This is a genomic window from Orbus hercynius (genome assembly GCF_003634275.1).
Classification (GTDB): Bacteria; Pseudomonadota; Gammaproteobacteria; order Enterobacterales; family Orbaceae; genus Orbus; species Orbus hercynius.
The window spans coordinates 174,226-192,294 of the sequence record NZ_RBWY01000003.1; the positions used below are offsets into that span (position 1 = coordinate 174,226).

At 39.1% G+C, this 18,069-nt stretch carries 13 protein-coding genes and 1 other RNA gene; 7 read left to right on the plus strand and 7 right to left on the minus strand.

Translation table 11 applies throughout. From position 1 onward, the window contains the following. Nucleotides 1-177: 177 nt before the first annotated feature. The 7 genes from rplY to xseB all read right to left on the minus strand — a co-directional run bounded on the left by rplY (nucleotide 178) and on the right by xseB (nucleotide 4,751). Nucleotides 178-462, minus strand: a complete 285-nt coding sequence (gene rplY, locus DES39_RS08445) for a 50S ribosomal protein L25 (protein ID WP_121145347.1) — start codon at nucleotides 460-462, stop codon at nucleotides 178-180. Between the two features lie 124 nt (nucleotides 463-586). Then, nucleotides 587-1,159 (minus strand): 5-formyltetrahydrofolate cyclo-ligase, encoded by a 573-nt coding sequence (locus DES39_RS08450; protein ID WP_121145348.1) that lies wholly within the window; start codon nucleotides 1,157-1,159, stop codon nucleotides 587-589. A gap of 6 nt (nucleotides 1,160-1,165) precedes the next feature. Further along, nucleotides 1,166-1,347, minus strand: a non-coding RNA gene (gene ssrS / locus DES39_RS08455) — 6S RNA. Nucleotides 1,348-1,412: 65 nt separating this feature from the next. Continuing rightward, nucleotides 1,413-1,709 carry a cell division protein ZapA gene (gene zapA / locus DES39_RS08460; protein ID WP_121145349.1) on the minus strand — a complete coding sequence of 99 codons (297 nt, stop codon included), beginning with the start codon at nucleotides 1,707-1,709 and terminating at the stop codon, nucleotides 1,413-1,415. A gap of 7 nt (nucleotides 1,710-1,716) precedes the next feature. Continuing rightward, on the minus strand, nucleotides 1,717-3,573 hold the full coding sequence (dxs, locus tag DES39_RS08465) for a 1-deoxy-D-xylulose-5-phosphate synthase (RefSeq protein ID WP_121145350.1): 1,857 nt from the start codon (nucleotides 3,571-3,573) through the stop codon (nucleotides 1,717-1,719). Nucleotides 3,574-3,613: 40 nt separating this feature from the next. Continuing rightward, nucleotides 3,614-4,516, minus strand: a complete 903-nt coding sequence (ispA, locus tag DES39_RS08470; RefSeq protein ID WP_211324667.1) for a (2E,6E)-farnesyl diphosphate synthase — start codon at nucleotides 4,514-4,516, stop codon at nucleotides 3,614-3,616. Next, on the minus strand, nucleotides 4,506-4,751 hold the full coding sequence (gene xseB, locus DES39_RS08475; protein ID WP_121145351.1) for an exodeoxyribonuclease VII small subunit: 246 nt from the start codon (nucleotides 4,749-4,751) through the stop codon (nucleotides 4,506-4,508). The genes ispA and xseB overlap by 11 nt, the downstream gene beginning before the upstream one ends. Before the next feature lie 197 nt (nucleotides 4,752-4,948). Here xseB and hpt point away from each other — a divergent pair, with 197 nt between their 5' ends. From hpt to recB, 7 genes are all read left to right on the plus strand, one after another. Further along, nucleotides 4,949-5,485: a hypoxanthine phosphoribosyltransferase gene (hpt, locus tag DES39_RS08480; protein ID WP_121145352.1), complete on the plus strand. Its 537-nt coding sequence runs from the start codon at nucleotides 4,949-4,951 to the stop codon at nucleotides 5,483-5,485. 145 nt (nucleotides 5,486-5,630) lie between these two features. Next, entirely contained in the window at nucleotides 5,631-7,310 is a 1,680-nt protein-coding gene (gene tamA, locus DES39_RS08485) for an autotransporter assembly complex protein TamA (RefSeq protein ID WP_121145447.1), read from the plus strand. A gap of 3 nt (nucleotides 7,311-7,313) precedes the next feature. Next, nucleotides 7,314-11,147, plus strand: a complete 3,834-nt coding sequence (gene tamB, locus DES39_RS08490; protein ID WP_121145353.1) for an autotransporter assembly complex protein TamB — start codon at nucleotides 7,314-7,316, stop codon at nucleotides 11,145-11,147. Nucleotides 11,148-11,520: 373 nt separating this feature from the next. Next, the gene (locus tag DES39_RS08495) at nucleotides 11,521-13,539 is read left to right on the plus strand and encodes a KUP/HAK/KT family potassium transporter (RefSeq protein WP_121145354.1); all 2,019 of its coding nucleotides are present in this window, start codon (nucleotides 11,521-11,523) and stop codon (nucleotides 13,537-13,539) included. A 125-nt stretch (nucleotides 13,540-13,664) separates the two neighbouring features. Beyond that, a complete protein-coding gene (locus DES39_RS08500) occupies nucleotides 13,665-13,958 on the plus strand; it encodes a YfcZ/YiiS family protein (protein ID WP_121145355.1) in 294 nt (97 codons plus the stop codon). A 91-nt stretch (nucleotides 13,959-14,049) separates the two neighbouring features. Beyond that, nucleotides 14,050-14,508: a phosphohistidine phosphatase SixA gene (gene sixA, locus DES39_RS08505; RefSeq protein ID WP_121145356.1), complete on the plus strand. Its 459-nt coding sequence runs from the start codon at nucleotides 14,050-14,052 to the stop codon at nucleotides 14,506-14,508. Next, complete coding sequence (gene recB, locus DES39_RS08510) at nucleotides 14,487-18,056, plus strand: exodeoxyribonuclease V subunit beta (RefSeq protein WP_121145357.1); 3,570 nt, start codon at nucleotides 14,487-14,489, stop codon at nucleotides 18,054-18,056. The genes sixA and recB overlap by 22 nt, the downstream gene beginning before the upstream one ends. Nucleotides 18,057-18,069: the final 13 nt, after the last annotated feature.

Genomic DNA, 18,069 nt, shown 5'->3' on the forward strand with positions numbered 1-18,069 from the left:
AATTACGGCGGTGTACTAATCAGTGTCAATTGGGATACTTGATGTGCTGTTATCGATTTAGGGGGGAAAGAGTTACTTATATAAACAGATATAAAAAATGTACCTCAAAATCGCATTACTATTGCTTATTTGTCGGTACATTTAATCATATCATTGAATAAAATCAAAGACGGGTTATTACGCTCTTACAAAGTCCATGTGTAATAATTTTGGTTTGAAAGCATGGCGCTGAACAGCTTGAACTTTAACTTTCACTTCTTTACCATCAACCGCAATTGTTAACACTTCAGAATAAAATTCTGCTTTTTCTTGCATGTTAAAAACTTGGTTATGGTCAAGTACAACAGAGATAGGTTCTTGTGAACCACCATAGATGATCGCTGGGAATTTACCCGCATGACGCAGGCGGCGGCTCGCACTCTTTCCCTGCTCTTTTCTTGCTTCTGCTTTTAATGTAAACATAATATCTCTCTTCTTAAGAATAAAAATCAATTACAGGCGACCCAGCAATTGACAAAAAGTTATTGCCCTAAAAGGCTGGGCGATTATAGCGGTTTCAGCAGTATATCGCAACTTAATCTTAGTTTTACGCTGTAATAATTTCGGGTAATTGGATATCCCAAGGCTGGTTAGGGAGATGATCAAGTTTTTGGCAAGCGAAAGCCAGACCAATTGGGTAAGTGCGCGTTAAGTTCTGATTAGCTAAAAGACGATCATAATAACCACCGCCCATACCGATACGATAATTTCGCTGATCAAAAGCCACTAGCGGCGTAAAAATAAGATCGAGTTTTTGATAAGGAATAACCTCATTAACATTGAGTTTAGGTTCAGCAATACCAAATTGATTAATGTTTAGTTTTGTTTGTGGATGATAGCGTATAAATAGTAACGAATGGTGATGAAAAGGGTGGATGCGCGGCAGGTAAACCGCCTTGTTTTGTTGCCATAGGTACTCAATAATCGGTTTGGTCTCTAATTCGCCATCAAAAGAGAGAAAAATTGCGATATGATTAGCCTTAGCGACTTTAGGATGGTGTTGTATTTGTTGATAAATCGATTGCTGAGCTGATAAACGTTGTTGTGGAGATAAATCACGTCTTAGTTTACGAACTTGTGTTCTGATTTGCGCTGTAGTGAATGCTGAAGGTGATTGCATAACATTAAAGACTCCAAGATGCCGTTACGGATTGTAACCCTTGAACCCGAAGTTCAAGGTGAGCACTACGCTTACTCTTTAGGTTTCCTTAACAAGAAGGCATACACACCGAGTAATAACCATAGATGCTCTATCATAAAGATTATCGGCTCAGGGGACAAACCCATTGGCGAACATCTCAGAGACAGTTACCATAATACAAAATTTATGAAAGGAAACAAATGCATTTATGCAATTTTTACGATAGAGATCACTAATCGATGCATTTTAACGCATTATCTAATTGCTGTTGTAAATTTTTTAACCTTTCATTTAGATCATTATCTATTTGACCGTGATTGAGTTTTTCTTTTGTCAATTCGTATGAAATATTCAGCGCAGCAGTAATAATTAATTGATCGCTATTCATGATTTGTGTTTTTCTGCGTAGTTCATTCAATCGATCATCAAGATCTTTGGCTGCTAAATTAAGCGCTTCGACTTCATCAACAGGACAAGAGAGCTTTAACGTTCTGCCAAAAACATGAATATTAACAACTTGAGTACTCATATATAACCTATTGATTTATAAATTGTGTAATTTTTTCAATTAATTTATCTGCACTTAGACCGATATCATGTCGTATTTCTGCTTGTGTACCTTGTGAAACAAACATGTCCGGCAATCCAATGTTCAACATATCACATTTGCATTTTTTCGACAAAATAAATTCGTTAACCGCGCTACCCGCTCCGCCTTGAATCGCATTTTCTTCAAGGGTGACTATTGTATGATGCTGCTGCGTGATACCTAAAATAGCTGTTTCATCTAAGGGCTTAATAAAACGCATATCAATCACCGTTGCATCAAGTTTTTCTGCTGCTTTAAGTGCTTCTGGTAATAGCGAACCAAAATTCAAAATAGCAATATCATGACCTTGGCGAATTTGCTGGCTTTTACCGATTTCAAGTAATTGAACGGGTTTTAGCACTAATTCATCGACATCACCTTTTGGATAACGGACAACGGCGGGGCCTTGGTAGTGATAGCCGCTATAAAGCATATTACGACACTCACTGCCATTACTTGGCGCCATGATGACAAGATTGGGAATACAGCGCAAAAAGCTAATATCAAACGCGCCCTGATGTGTTGGTCCATCTTGCCCGACAATCCCTGCGCGATCGATAGCAAATAGCACCGAGAGATTTTGGATAGCAATATCATGAATAACTTGATCGTACGCTCGTTGTAAAAAAGTCGAGTAGATGGCAATAACCGGTTTTTGACCACTAATCGCCAGTCCCGCGGCAAAAGTTACGGCATGTTGCTCAGCAATTGCCACATCAAAAAACTGCTGAGGGTAGCGCTCAGCAAAGTCTGTCATACCCGAGCCTTCGCTCATGGCTGGCGTTATCGCAACCAGTTTATTATCGTGCTCAGCGGTATCACATAACCATTGACCAAATATTTGTGAATAACTCAGGTGATTATTCGTCGCTTTACTTAAGATCCCTTCTGTGGGATTGAATTTGGGAACACCATGCCAAAGAATTGGATTTTGTTCCGCTGGCGCATAACCTTTACCTTTTTGAGTAATGATATGTAATAGTTGTGGTCCTTTTTGCTGGCGCACTTTACTCAGCACGTGAACCAAATTTTCGATATCGTGACCATCAACAGGGCCACTATAGTGAAAGCCTAATTCTTCAAATAAAATAGCCGGCGTCATTAAACTTTTAAGGTGTTCTTCCGTTTTTTTTAAAAATTGTTTGACAGGCGGAATCCCCGATAACACTTTTTTACTGCTTTCTCTAAAGCTTGCATAAGTGCGACTTGATAAAATCTGTGTGAGATGTTGATTTAGCCCACCAACATTTTTCGAGATAGACATATCATTATCGTTGATAATTACCAACATGTCGGGCTTGATATGCCCAGCATGATTCATGGCTTCAAATGCCATTCCAGCAGTTAACGCACCATCACCAATCACACAGGCGACTTTGCTACCCGAGTGTTTTTGTTGCTCTGCAACGGCAATACCTAATGCTGCACTGATTGAGGTTGATGAATGACCCGTACTAAGCACATCAAACTCACTTTCTGCTCGCCATGGAAAAGGGTGTAATCCATCTTTTTGCCGAATTGTTAGCATGTTATCACGGCGACCGGTTAGAATTTTATGTGGGTAGGCTTGATGGCCCACATCCCAAATAAGGTGATCAAAAGGGGTATTGTAGACATAGTGTAGTGCGACAGTGAGTTCAATTACCCCTAAACCTGAGGCTAAATGGCCGCTCGAGCGGCTTACACTGTTTAATAAAAAACATCTTAATTCTTCGCAGATCTGTGGCAACTGGTTTTTAGTGCATCGCCTTAAATCCGCTGGTGAATCAATGTGTTTTAGTAAGGGATAGTTATCAAGATTCATTTTGATATTCTTTAATATCCTTGGGTTGTCTCAAAATAAGTTATTTACTACGCGTAATGACAAAATCAGCTAGTTGGCGTAATACATCACTATTGTACGGTATTCTATCTAATGCTTCGATAGCTTGTTTATATAGATTTTGACTGGTCTGTATTGATTGTTCCAGTCCGATTAATGAAGTATAGGTGTTTTTGGCCAGTTGCTGATCTGCACCTTGGTTTTTGCCCATGATATCTTTATTGCCAATGACATCAAGAATATCATCTTGAATTTGAAAAGCCAGACCGATACTGTATGCATATTCTCTTAAGTCTTGCTCATACAGCATTGCTGTTTTACCCGCAGCGAGCATACCTAAGTAAACAGCAGCGTGAATAAGTGCGCCAGTTTTATTGATATGAATATGATTTAATTGCTCAAGAGAAACAATTTTACGTTCCGCCTGCAAATCTAACAATTGCCCTAAACACATGCCTTGTACGCCACTTGCTTTGGCGAGCTCTTTAATCATAGCAATTTTATTGCTGTCAGATAACGTTGGTGCATTAGCCAATAGTGAGAAAGCATAGGTCTGTAAGGCATCACCCGCTAAAATTGCCGTGGCTTCATCAAATTTAATATGGCATGTGGGTAAACCGCGTCTTAACTCGTCATTATCCATTGCGGGCAAATCATCATGAATCAATGAATAAGTATGAATTGCTTCTAGTGCAGCTGCCGGTGCATCCAATTTTTCAAGTTCACAAGCAAACATCTGCCCTGTTGCATATACTAAAAGTGGGCGAATGCGTTTACCTTCTGCAAGTAAACTGTACTCCATCGCTTGTTTTAAGAGAGAAGGGGCAATTTTGGCCAGTTCATCGACTAAAACCGTATTTATGCGCTGAGTATAGTGCTCATATGCAAAATCAAATGATTCATTTAGCATGATATTACGATTCATTCTCAGCGTTAAAGTTTTGCAATTGGGCATCACTACTTTCACTCAATAATATTTGGATGCGTTGTTCTGCTTTTTGTAACTGAGTTTGACCTTGTTTAGCCAGTTTAACACCTTTTTCAAATTCAGTGAGTGCATCATCCAAAGGCAGGTTACCAACCTCTAGTTTACTGACAATATTTTCAAGCTCTTTTAGTGTTTGCTCAAAGGATTGTGATTTCTCTTGCGCTTTAGCCATATTCTCTCTCCAGACTTAACATCGCACACAGTATATACTCAAATCCAAGCAAGGTGTACCCTTTGTAAAATATTTGATAAATTTTGCACCTTACTGTTATTAATGTCTATTATTTGAATAGAAAAGATAACTGTACTATGATTTAAGACTAAATATTGTTAGAATTTGTACTATTTATATAATGAGTTGATTAATCGATGAAAAAACATACTGTGGATATCATGATATCCGAGCAAGATATTCAAAATAGAGTTCAAGCACTTGGCAAACAAATTAGTGAGGATTATGCAAATAGTCATAATGAGTTAGTCTTAGTTGGACTGTTGCGTGGTTCATTTATTTTTATGGCCGATTTAAGTCGTTCTATCACGGTTGGTCATGAAGTCGATTTTATGACAGCTTCAAGTTATGGTAGTGCGATGAGCAGTAACCGTGATGTGAAAATTTTAAAAGACCTTGATGAAGATATTCGAGGTAAAGATGTGCTCATTGTTGAAGATATTATTGATACCGGTAATACCTTGAGTAAAGTGAAAGAGTTACTTGAGTTACGTGGCCCAAGGTCATTACAAATTTGTACGTTACTTGATAAGCCGTCACGCAGAGAAGTGCCGGTTCCAGTAAAATACATCGGTTTCTCTATTCCTGATGAATTTGTTGTTGGCTATGGCATTGATTATGCACAACATTATCGTCATCTTCCCTATATCGGTCATGTGGTAATACAAGAATAATTGAATAAAGAGTGAACTTTTTTCGTTCGACTTAGGTCAAATACATCATCAATTAGTAACCAATAATTCAAAGACTAAATTGTTTAGTCTTTGTTCTTATGGAGTAAATGTGCGCAGATTTATTCTTTTTATCATAGCATCATTAATGTTTGCCCGTGTCGTTTCGGCACAGATGGATTTGTCCGTTGAAGGCTTATCGGGCGCGTTAGAAGATAATGTTGATGCGCGGTTATCCATGATCAAAAGTGAGCAAGTTGATGATACGCCCTACTTTAAGCGTTACTTAGAAAAGGAAATTAAAAAAGGGCTACGAGCTCTTGGCTATTATGATCCCACTTTTAGTTATAGCATGCCAGATGGTAAAAAATTGCTTGTGGTCAAAGTTGACCCAGGTCAGCCTGTTTTAATCGAGCAAACCGAGGTAGATATTACGGGTCAGGGTGCTAAAGATCCTGACTATATTAATCTGCTCAAACAAGATTTACCCAAAAAAGGCACGGTATTAAACCACGGTGAGTACGATAGTTTTAAGAAAAAATTACAAAGTATTGCGTTACGTAAAGGTTACTTTGAAGCCGATATGACAAAAAATCAGCTGGCGGTGAGTGATTCACTGCATCAAGCCTTTTGGAAAATTGATTTTAATACCGGGCAACGTTATAAATTTGGTGCGGTCACATTCAATGAGTCCTCGATTCGCCAATCTTATTTGCGAAATATCATCCCGTTCAAAGAAGGCGAGCCGTATAGCTCAGAACAATTGTCGCTACTGAGCCGCCGTTTATCTTCAACCAATTGGTTTAGTTCTGTTGCAGTCATACCTTTGTTTAAGAAAGTGAATGCAGAAAAAGATTTGCCTATATATGTGATGACGGCACCAAGAAAGAAAAATGTTGTTGATACCGGGATTGGGTACTCAAGTGATAGTGGGGTTAGAGGAACTATTAGTTGGAATAAACCTTGGTTAAACGATCGTGGCCACAGTTTTCAAACTGACTTAGCATTATCTTCTCCCGAAAAAACTATCACAGGCGTGTATAAAATTCCGCTGTATGAATCGCCGTTAGAAGATTACTATACGATTCAAGGTGGCTATAAAAAAATTGATAATAATGACACCAACTCTAACTCTTATACCTTTGGGGTACTACGAAATTGGGACAGCTTTGAAGGCTGGCAAAAAGCAATCGGCTTGAATGTGATGTATGATAACTTTACCCAAGCTAGCGATAGTTACGAAACATTCTTATTGTATCCTTCTTTCAGTTTTTCTCGTGCCAGAACTGACGGTAAATTATTTCCATTGTGGGGAGACTCGAAACGCTACTCGTTAGAAGTTGCGGCAGAAAGCCTCGCTTCTGACATTAATTTTGTCCGTTTCCAATTCCAACAAGTATGGATTCGCACCATTGAAGAATCTCATCGCTTTGTAGTTAGAGGAAATTTAGGCATTATCCAAGCGAGTGATTTTGATCGTGTTCCGCCATCTTTTCGATTCTTTGCTGGAGGGGATAGAAGTATTCGTGGCTTTGGCTATCAATCTATTTCACCTGAGGATAAAGCAGGCAAGTTAAAAGGGGCATCAAAATTGGTTACGGGATCTTTTGAGTATCAATATAATTTTACCGGTGCTTGGTGGGGAGCAACATTTGTTGATACGGGCGAGGCAATCGATAAGTTTGATAAAACGGATTTTTACACAGGGGCAGGTGTTGGTATTAGGTGGGTCTCACCGATAGGTCCAATTAAATTTGATGTTGCCATGCCGGTTGACAAAGGCAAAAAATCGCCACACTTTTATATTGGTTTAGGTGCGGAGTTATAATTGATGAAAAGTCCACACAGAATAAAGAAAGTTAAGCGCATTAAACGGATTCGTAAATGGAAAAAACGCAGTCTGGTTGTACTTTGTTCATTTATTTTTCTAATTTGCTTTTTACTGATTTTAATCTATACCAGTTTAGGGATTAAGATCATTAGTAGTATCATTGAAAAAGTGATGCCTGAAATTCAAATTCAGCATGTTAGTGGTGCATTGAATGACCTTAAAATAGAAGGTTTTTCAATGAATATTGAAGGCGTGGACGTTAAGGTTGGTAAAGCGGCTTTATCATTATCGGGTTTATGCCTTATTGAAGGTAAGATTTGTATTAAAGATCTGGACGTGGATGATGTGCTAGTCAATGTGCACACTGATGCATTTACAACTGATGAAAATCAAACCACTGAACCAGTATCAACTGAGCGCTCTGTGATCAATATGCCGCTGCCACTGGAGTTGCGTAAGGCAAATTTAAGCAATGTGGTTGTTAATGTCGATGATATGCAGTTTGGCTTAACGCAGTTTACAGGTAGTGCGACTTGGATAAATGAGAAAGTATATGTTTTTCCGGCTAATGCCGATGGCGTTAAAGCGCTATTCCCTGATACGCCAACAAATGCGGCGGTGACGATGCCGGTTAATAACGCCGACTCTAGCAATCAATCGATCAGTGATACGATCAATGCCATTTTTAATCAACCTTTACTCTCGTCTTTACCCACGGTAAATATTCCTTTAGATGTTTACGTCAATAACTTATCTGGCGATGATTGGTTATTACATATTGGGGGTTCGGATTATCAATTTAATGCTCTGACTATTCAAGCAACGACCGAAAATAATGTGATTAATGCCAAGTTATTGAAAACATCCGCAAAAACGCCTTATGGTGATGGTGATATCGCGGTTAAAGGCAAAATTATTTTAGGTGATGCCTGGCCAGTATCAGCGAATATTTCGCTGAAAACGCAGGCGCAACGTGATCAGGCCTCAACCGAGATAACAAGTGTGATTGATGGTCGATTATTGGGTGAGCTGACAATGCAAACGCAAATCAAAGGGCTCAATCAAGCGAACATTGATGCTAAAATCGATTTTTCTGAAAAATATATGCCCGCAACGGTACAAGCCAGAGGCAGTATGATTCAGTGGCCAATATTTGGTCAGCCAGAATATCAATTAAAAAACTTTAATGTTGATTTATCGGGCGCGGTGACGAATTATCATCTTAATGCGAAAGGTGATTTTTATGGTCAATCGTTGCCGACAATCTTATTTGATATGCAAACCGTCGGCACAAATGAAGCACTCAATATCAATTCGCTATCGGTAAAATTACCACAAGGTGAATTTGATTTATCCGGTAATGTTGATTGGCTCAGCACATTAAAATGGGATGCGGTTGCCTATTTCAAAAAAATTGATCTGACTAAAGAAATTCCAAATTATCCAATTAAATTGGATGGTCAATTAAAAACGCATGGTTCTTTTGACCCAAGTGCTTGGACCATGAATATTGATGCTGCGCACATCACCGGTTCACTTAACCAAGCGCCATTGCAAGTCAGTGGTAATGTTGGTTTTAGCTCAAATCAATTTGTTACCGCCAATAAATTCAATGTGAAATGGGGCGGCAACACTATTGACATTAATGGTTCAAGTCGTCAGGATAATTTGCTGGCTGATCTACGCTTGCCCGATCTCAGTGTTATTGAACATGGTCTGGTCGGTAATATTTCCGGTAAGTTAACAGTGAAAGGCTCGATCAATGAACCGATTATCAAAAGCCATTTAGTGATTGATGATTTCTCTTGGCAAGATATTGTGTTAGAACAAGCACAGTTAAATCTTGATGCTAAATATAGCAATTTATTAAGTGGCAAGCTGCAATTGACGGCGAAGCACCTAGCAACATCAAGCTTGGTAGTTGATAATGCTGAGATTGAAGTTTCTGGTAATGAGCTTAATCACATTTTAACAGTGCGAACACAAGGTAAGCCAATCTCAACCTCGATTAATTTAGAGGGTCATGTCAATAAAGAGCGCACACAGTGGCAAGGTGCTTTATCTGAGGCGATTATCGCTTTTAATCCTAAAAATAGTTGGAAAATCAACCAACCAGTTAAGTTACAATATAATTTAACAACGCAACAAGGCAGTATTTCTTCACATTGTTGGGTTAATAAACAATCGCAAATCTGCTTAGATAAAAATCTGATTATTGCTGATAAGGGCCAAGCCTCGCTTGTTTTATCGAATATCGATCTGACTTTGTTTGAAGTGATTAATCAAGGTGAAACGCGTTTATCGGGTACCGTTCATGGTAAGGCGAGCATAAAATGGAGTCCTGAGCAAAAAATACCAACTATCGTAGCAAATATAGAAAGTAAAGATGTCTATATTAGTCAGCAAATTGCATCGCAAACCTTAGCAATTCCCTTTGATTTGTTTGCTATTAATGCCAATATTAATGACACTCAAGCGAAGTTAGATTGGAATTTTAGCATTAAAGAGTTCGGCCGTTTTAATGGTTATGTCAATGTTGCCGATCCTGTTGGTAAAAAGACACTCAGTGGTCAAGTGGTAATCGATGAATTATCTTTATCAATTATTAATCCGTTACTCGATAACAGTGAACATGCCGATGGCATTATTAATGGTAAAGTTAAATTCTCAGGTACACTGTTAGATCCCTATATAACCGGCAATATTGATCTTGAACATAGTGATATCAAAACGACCCAATTACCTGCCGATATTCAATCAATTATGATTGATATTGATTTCAATGGTAAATCATCGACCTTGAATGGCAAGTTACAAACTAAAGCTGGAATTGTTGATATTGTTGGGCGGGCGGATTGGACGACTATCGATAATTGGAGTGCTAATGTATCGGTTAATGGTGCCGCAATTGAAGTTACCATTCCGCCAATGGTTACAATGACGGTTGTACCCGATATTCGCTTACAAGCCAATCAAGATGAATTAAACTTGACCGGTAAAATTAGTATTCCACAGGCCAGTATTAAAGTTGAATCATTACCACCATCAACCATTGATGTGTCATCGGATGAAGTGATGCTCAACTCTAACTTGGAAGAGATTGAACCGCAAGATTTGGGCATGAAAATTAATAGCCGTGTTTTTGTCTCATTAGGGGATAAAGTCAGTATTGATGCCTTTGGTTTGATTGCGCGCTTAAGTGGCGGTGTCTATGTCTCTCAGACATCTAAAGGTTTATCTGTTAATGGGCAAATCAATATTCCTCAAGGTCAGTTTAAAGCGTATGGTCAAGATCTTATTGTACGTAAGGGCGAAATCTTCTTTGCCGGACCAGTTGATCAACCTCGATTAAATATTGAAGCAATTCGAAATCCTGAATCGATTGAGAATAATGTTGTTGCAGGTATTCGTGTAACAGGTTTAGCGGATGAACCTAAAACAGAAATATTTTCAGAACCCGCCATGTCACAGCAAGAGGCTTTATCTTATCTATTACGTGGACAAGGGCTTGATGGCGGCGATCAAAGCGAAAATGATATGATGACTGCTCTTCTTATTGGGTTAGGTACGGCACAAAGTGGTCAACTGATCGGAAGTATTGGTTCGACATTTGGAATCAAAAATCTAACGCTTGATACCCAAGGCGTAGGTGATAGTCAAAAAGTCGTGGTGAGTGGTTATATTCTGCCACATCTCCAGTTAAAATATGGGGTGGGCATTTTTGATTCGCTAGCGACATTTACACTGCGTTATCGGTTATTACCTCGCCTCTATTTAGAAGTCATTTCCGGTTTAGATCAAACGGTCGATTTAATTTATCAGTTTGAATTTTAATCTTTAAACGTTGCGCTTTCCCGTCAGTAGCCCGGTTAGTTCGCTACTGACGGCGACTATTGATAGGGTGTTTTCTATTATTTTTAAGCTTAACAAGATGAGTTTAATGCTTTGAGTTAATTCATAATTACGATTTTTTGGCAAGATTACAATAAACAAGATCCACCAAAAATCGCATAAATAACGCTGTACAATATTAAATTTAGCAGTATGATAGCAATTTCTAATTTTGATTAAATGATTCTATAAAATGAATACAGTAAATAGAATGATGTCCTCTAAATCATATCGATATTTTCAACTCTCATGTTGTGCAGCATAATTCTCTTATTAACGATTAAATAACGATCTAACTCAACTAATGTAAAATATTATGAATAATTCAAATCATAGAATTCCGGTTGGAATGCTGGGTATTATCAGTGCTATTGGCATTGTTTATGGTGATATTGGTACATCACCACTTTATGTTTTAAAAGCCATTATTTATGGATTGCCTGACAACCAATGGTCAAATGCCGAATATATTTTGGGGGCGGTATCTTGTATTATCTGGACATTGACACTTCAAACAACTCTTAAATATGTCATTATCACGTTAAAAGCAGATAACAAAGGCGAGGGGGGAATCTTATCGCTTTATGCCTTGATTAGGCGCCGTTATCGCTGGGCTTTTGTGGTAGCCATTATTGGAGCGGCAGCGTTACTTGCCGATGGTGCAATTACGCCCGCGATTACTATCATTACCGCCGTTGAGGGATTAAATTCCCTGTACTCAAATATTCCTATTATTCCGGTGACTTTACTGATTATTTTCGTATTATTCCTGATTCAGCCATTGGGCACTGCTGCGCTTGGTCGTTATTTTGGGGTTGGGATGACGATTTGGTTTAGTACCTTAGCGATTTTAGGTTTAAATCGGTTATTACCGAACTTAGATGTGCTTGCGGCCTTTAATCCAATGTATGCCATCGAATTTATCATTAAAGCACCTGATGCGCTGGTGATTCTTGGTGCGATTTTTATGTGTACAACCGGTGCAGAAGCACTTTACTCCGATCTAGGTCACTGTGGACTAAAAAATATCCGTATTTCATGGGGCTTTGTTAAAGTGTGCCTCATCGTGAACTATTTAGGGCAAGCGGCATGGATTATTCATAATCCAGAACTGGTTGATCCAACGATTAACCCGTTTTATATGATGATGCCTGAGTGGTTTAGATTAATCGGTATCATTATGTCGACCGTCGCTGCGTTTATTGCTTGCCAGGCACTAATTAGTGGTGCATTTACGATTATTAGTGAAGCGATCTCACTGGAACTCTGGCCAAATGTACATATTCGATATCCGACCTTGATTAAAGGACAAATGTATATCCCGTCAATTAACTATACGCTGTTTGTGTTATGTGCATTGATGGTGATAGGATTTGGTTCATCAGTCAACCTCGAAGCGGCCTATGGTCTGGCAATTACGCTGAGCATGCTCATGACAACGATTTTATTATTTTTCTATTTTATGAAAAATAATAAGCCGCTATGGTATAGCGTGCCATTAACATTTTTCTTTTTGTTAATTGAGAGCGGTTTTTTTGTTGCTAATGCACAGAAGTTCTTCCACGGTGGTTATGCTTCCATTTTGATTGCTGGATTGATCTTCGTTATGATGTATGCGTGGTATTGCGGTCGACGGATAAAACGCGAATATAATACCTTCGATAGGCTCGATAAAGATTATTTAGCCAAGATTGTGGCGGTAAGCCATGATAAAACCATTGAGAAAGTGGCAACGCATCTGTTTTACTTAACCCGAGCACAAAGCCCGCATTCGATCGAGAGTAAAATCAGCTTTTCGTTGTTTGAGAAAAAACCAAAGCGGGCTGATACTTACTGGTTCGTCGGTATTAACCGAATGGATGAACCTTATCAGTTTGATTATGAAATCGAAATTTTGGTGCCTTATAAGGTTTTTAGAATCAATATTAATCTCGGTTTCAAAGTCGATATGCATGCTGAGCAATATATCCAATTAATTGCGACTAAAATGGAACAGCAAAATTTAGTCTGCTTATCTTCCAGGTACTCTTCATTAAAAGAGAAACGGGGCGATAGCTTGTACGTTATTGTGGAGCGTACATTACGTAATGTTGATATCTATTTTGTGCAAAAACCGTTGTTAGTACTTTATACATTTATTAAACGTAAATTTACCTCAGATACGGAAATGTTCGATCTCGATCCAACGTCAACGTTGATTGAGTATGTACCGATTGTGGCTAATGAGTATGAGAATGACTGTGATACCTTAAAGCAGCTTATTGAGCAATCGCACATGAGTATTACCGGCCAGTTACCAGAAGAAGAGATTAACGAAAATCCTCAGCAATCTTAAGCTGAGGCGCTCTGGGCATTGAAATAAAATTGCCACTAAAATAGTAATCAACCGGTGATTAAGTTATACTAGAACAATGATTAATTCTAAGCATATCTTTAGTCAAGAATGTTATGAGGTGATGTATGTCAAATTTAAATAAATGTAAAAGCAATGAAACCGCAGCGTGTTGTTGTACTGATATTGGCACAATCATTGACAATGATGATTGTGTTGCTGAATATGAGAACGTGTTTGCAACACAAGCGTTAGCGCAAGAAAAATTACAGCTTTTAACGCAAGCGGCGCGAGATATTGAATCCGAACCGTGTGAAATCATCAGCCAAATTGATAAAGTCAATAGTGGCTATCAGTTAGCGGCAAAATTTCATTTTTGCTGTGGCGCTGAATGTTTGATTTTTCAACTAAAGTTACGTTAATCAATTTATAATTGATCCTAAGCTTAAGATGTAATTTGATTCAGTTATTGAATGTGTTGATTACATCTTTCTATCTGCGAGTATTATCATAATGAAAGTTTATGTTATGCGACATGGTGAAGCGGGTTACAGTGCTTCATCCGATTCAAGTCGTCCTCTTACTCCTTTTGGCGAAAAGCAATGTCAGTCAGTAGCGCATTGGTTTAATGAGCAACAGATTACCTTTGATCTTGGCTTAGCAAGTCCTTACGTTCGCGCCCAGCAAACCTATTCGATTATTGCTGATTTAGTACCCATTAAACAGACTGAAACAAATGAATTACTAACACCGAGTGGATGTGCAATGCATGTTGTTGATAATTTATCGATACTATCCTTAACAGGGATTCACTCAGTGCTCATTGTGTCACATTTACCTTTAGTTGGCTATTTGGTGAATGAGTTGTGTCCCCATGTCTCGCCACCTATGTTTTCAACTGCAGATGTTGCCTGTATTTCATTATCTCCTAATGTGCAAGGTGTATTGGAATGGCATCATCACTGTGTTTAAATCAGTCTGATGAACTGAATCTTTTTTCGTTACCGCTAATTGGGCGCTCACTTATTGAAGCGTCAGCGGGGACGGGGAAAACTTATTCTTTAGCGTTTATTTATTTACGTCTGTTACTCGGTATTGGTCAGCATGGTGATTTGCGGCCTTTGTCGGTTGACGAAATTTTGGTGGTTACTTTTACGAAAGCGGCAACCGAAGAATTACGTTATCGTATTCGGCAAAATATCCATCAATTACGCCTAGCTTGTGTACAAGGGTATCATCAAGACGATGACTATCAACAATTAATCCATCTAATTGAAGATAAAAACCAAGCTTTAAAACGCTTAACTTATGCTGAACAAAGCATGGATGAGGCGGCAATTTTTACCATTCATGGCTTTTGCCAGCGTATATTAACGACGTATGCGTTTGAAGCGGGTATTTTATTTAATCAAACCTTAGTAAAAGATGAAAGTTCGCTCTACCTGCAAGTGGTGAGTGATTTTTGGCGCACTTATTTTACCCCCTTACCCGAAGATATTGCGCGCATGATTTGGGTGTATTGGGCGGATCCGAACGCCTTATTAGATGATATTTCGCTTTATCTTAACCAGCCTTTGCCGGATAACATTCATGTGTCGTCTGAACCGTTGGGGCAACGTATTGAACTGTTTCATCAACAAGCCATCAGCCAAATTGAAGCCATTAAGCAGCAGTGGTTAGCGGCTGTTGCTGATTTGGCGCCGATTATTGTCAGTTCAGGCGTGAGTAAGCGCTCGTACAGTAAAGCTAATTTACCCAGATGGTTAGATAGCGTGACATGCTGGGCGCAGTTACCTACCGTTGATTATGCTATTGTTGATGAGCTGGCTAAATTCAGTCAGGCTGAGCTAGATAGCAAAACGGACGATAATAAGATGGCACCAGCCCATGCGATATTCCTTGAGATTCAACAATTTTTAACGCAGCACTTTAGCCTGCGTGATCATATTTTATTTGATATTGTCAACATGGTGGCAAAGCTGATTGATAAGCAAAAGCAGCATTTGTCTCAAATGGGTTTTAATGATTTAATTAACCATCTTCATCATGCGTTATCAACCGATAAGAGCAACGTTTTAGCCGAGCAGATCATGCGGCAGTACCCAGCTGCAATGATTGATGAGTTTCAAGATACCGACCCGATTCAATACCAAATTTTTAACGCGATTTATCGCGATAGGCAGCAATCTTGCCTGCTGCTAATTGGTGATCCTAAGCAGGCGATTTATGGTTTTCGTGGCGCCGATATTTTTACCTATATTAAGGCCAAGTCGTCGGTAGATCATCAGTTTACCATGCTAACTAATTGGCGTTCTAGTGAGAGTATGGTGCAAGCGGTAAATCGTTTATTTAGTCGTAAAGCAAATCCTTTTATATTTGAGGCGATCCCCTTCGTGCCGATGAAAAGCGCGCCGAAGAATCATCACAAAGGATTGTATGTTAATCAGCAAGAAGTCGCTGCTTTGCAAGGCTATTTACTGCCGCCAGAGATTACTTCAAGTAGTGAATATTTTGACTCTTCTGCCGAGTATTGTGCTGAGCAAATTTCTACATGGTTATCACAACAGGCGTATTTCAGCGATGGTCATGATCTCAAGCCAAGGCCATTACAATCAGCGGATATTGCGATTTTAGTGCGCACAGGCCGCGAAGCTGAAATTATTCAACAAAAACTAAACAAGCGTAATTTGAAAAGTATTTATGTTTCTAATCGCAAAAGTGTTTTTGAAACGTTAGAGGCAAGAGAAGTACTGCGGATCTTGCAAGCTGCTTTGTCGCCAACCAATGAAAGTTATGTGCGTAGCGCACTGGCAACACAGTTAGTTGGTGTGTCGATGGCAGAGCTCGACATGCTGTCAGATTCACAAGATCGCTTTGAAACGGTGATCGAAGAATTTAAAGATTATCAAGCTATTTGGCTTCGTTATGGCGTTTTAGTAATGCTGCGTCGATTGATGAACCGTCGTCATCTTGCGGAAAATTTATTACGTTATCACGATGGTGAACGCATTATTACCAACTTCATGCATTTGGGCGAGTTATTGCAAGAAATTGCGCAAGATATTGATACGCCTTATGGCATTATTCGTTGGTTAACCAAGCAAATCAATGAGCCCGATCGCAATTTGGACAATCATGAACAGCGCTTAGAAAGTGATGAGAACTTAATCAATATTATTACGATTCATAAATCAAAAGGGCTTGAGTATCCAATTGTTTTTCTACCTTTTATCGGTTCATATCGGGAGTCCGATAGTGTGATTTATCACGATCGTCAGAGCTATCAAGTCAACTATGCTTATCGTCTCTCGCCAGAAATTAAAGCATTAATTGAGCAAGAGCGTTTGGCTGAAGATTTACGCTTATTATATGTTGCATTAACCCGTTCAATATATCATTGTAGTTTTGGGCTTGCGGGCATAAAAAGAGGTAATAGCCGCGAACTGACGCTAAAGCACTCTGCTATTGGCTATTTACTCTCAGAGCCCGATGAGAACGATTATTCCGCACTTGAGAAACAAGTGCAACAAGTCACCCATATTGATAATCCAATTATCGCACTGCCCGTGCCGCTATCGTCAGTCAAAGCTAAAAAGCACAGCGCGAGCGAACATTTGGCTGCCAATCGATTTAAGCGGCAGCTTGATAGTAGTTGGCGCGTGACCAGCTATTCGGGGTTATTGCACTCGACACACTACGATGACAATCAAGCGACTGAATTTTTGCTAGACAGACTACCTGCTTTTGATAGTGAAGTTTTGCAAGAGCGTATTGAGCGTGATGAATCGTTAATCACGATCGATAGTCAATCGGTAATTTATGATATCCACCATTTCCCCAAAGGGGCAATTGTGGGTACGCTTTTGCATGAATGCTTTGAAAATAGTGACTTTACCCAGCCTGATAGCACGGCTGTTGCCGCGCAGCTAATCACGAAATTAAACTTAGATGAAGCATGGCAAGCACCATTAAGCGATTGGTTTTTGGGCGTGTTACAAGCTCCACTTCATGATGGCTTAGCATTAGCCGATATATCGCTTGATCAGCGCTTGAATGAATTCCAATTTTATTTACCGATTCGCCAAGATGTATCAGCATTACAACTTGATCAACTTTGTAAGCACTATGATCCACTATCAAAACGGTGCGATGCATTGAGCTTTACCACGGTGAAAGGCATGCTCAAGGGCTTTATTGATTTGGTATTTGAGTGGCAGGGAAAATACTATATTGTCGATTATAAATCTAATTATTTAGGTTGCGTTGAACACGAGTATCAGCGCAAGGCGATAGAACTAGCAATGTGTGAGCACCGTTATGATTTACAGTATCAGCTCTATTCATTAGCACTACATCGTTATTTAAAAAGCCGTATTAGCAATTATCAATACCAAACTCATTTTGGTGGTGTCTATTATTTATTTATTCGCGGAATGGGTCAATCTGATTCACCGCACGGTATTTTTTATACTAAACCAGAAATAAAATTTATTGAACAGCTCGATAAACTTTTTGGTTAATGGTATTGAAGGT

What these genes read in the sequence shown, in the direction of transcription:
- sixA (WP_121145356.1), top strand. Translation starts at nt 14,050, where the DNA reads ATGAAAGTTTATGTTATGCGACATGGTGAAGCGGGTTACAGTGCTTCA.
- rplY (WP_121145347.1), bottom strand. Translation starts at nt 462, where the DNA reads ATGTTTACATTAAAAGCAGAAGCAAGAAAAGAGCAGGGAAAGAGTGCG.
- DES39_RS08495 (WP_121145354.1), top strand. Translation starts at nt 11,521, where the DNA reads ATGAATAATTCAAATCATAGAATTCCGGTTGGAATGCTGGGTATTATC.
- hpt (WP_121145352.1), top strand. Translation starts at nt 4,949, where the DNA reads ATGAAAAAACATACTGTGGATATCATGATATCCGAGCAAGATATTCAA.
- recB (WP_121145357.1), top strand. Translation starts at nt 14,487, where the DNA reads ATGGCATCATCACTGTGTTTAAATCAGTCTGATGAACTGAATCTTTTT.
- zapA (WP_121145349.1), bottom strand. Translation starts at nt 1,709, where the DNA reads ATGAGTACTCAAGTTGTTAATATTCATGTTTTTGGCAGAACGTTAAAG.
- DES39_RS08500 (WP_121145355.1), top strand. Translation starts at nt 13,665, where the DNA reads ATGTCAAATTTAAATAAATGTAAAAGCAATGAAACCGCAGCGTGTTGT.
- DES39_RS08450 (WP_121145348.1), bottom strand. Translation starts at nt 1,159, where the DNA reads ATGCAATCACCTTCAGCATTCACTACAGCGCAAATCAGAACACAAGTT.
- dxs (WP_121145350.1), bottom strand. Translation starts at nt 3,573, where the DNA reads ATGAATCTTGATAACTATCCCTTACTAAAACACATTGATTCACCAGCG.
- tamA (WP_121145447.1), top strand. Translation starts at nt 5,631, where the DNA reads ATGTTTGCCCGTGTCGTTTCGGCACAGATGGATTTGTCCGTTGAAGGC.
- tamB (WP_121145353.1), top strand. Translation starts at nt 7,314, where the DNA reads ATGAAAAGTCCACACAGAATAAAGAAAGTTAAGCGCATTAAACGGATT.
- ispA (WP_211324667.1), bottom strand. Translation starts at nt 4,516, where the DNA reads ATGAATCGTAATATCATGCTAAATGAATCATTTGATTTTGCATATGAG.
- xseB (WP_121145351.1), bottom strand. Translation starts at nt 4,751, where the DNA reads ATGGCTAAAGCGCAAGAGAAATCACAATCCTTTGAGCAAACACTAAAA.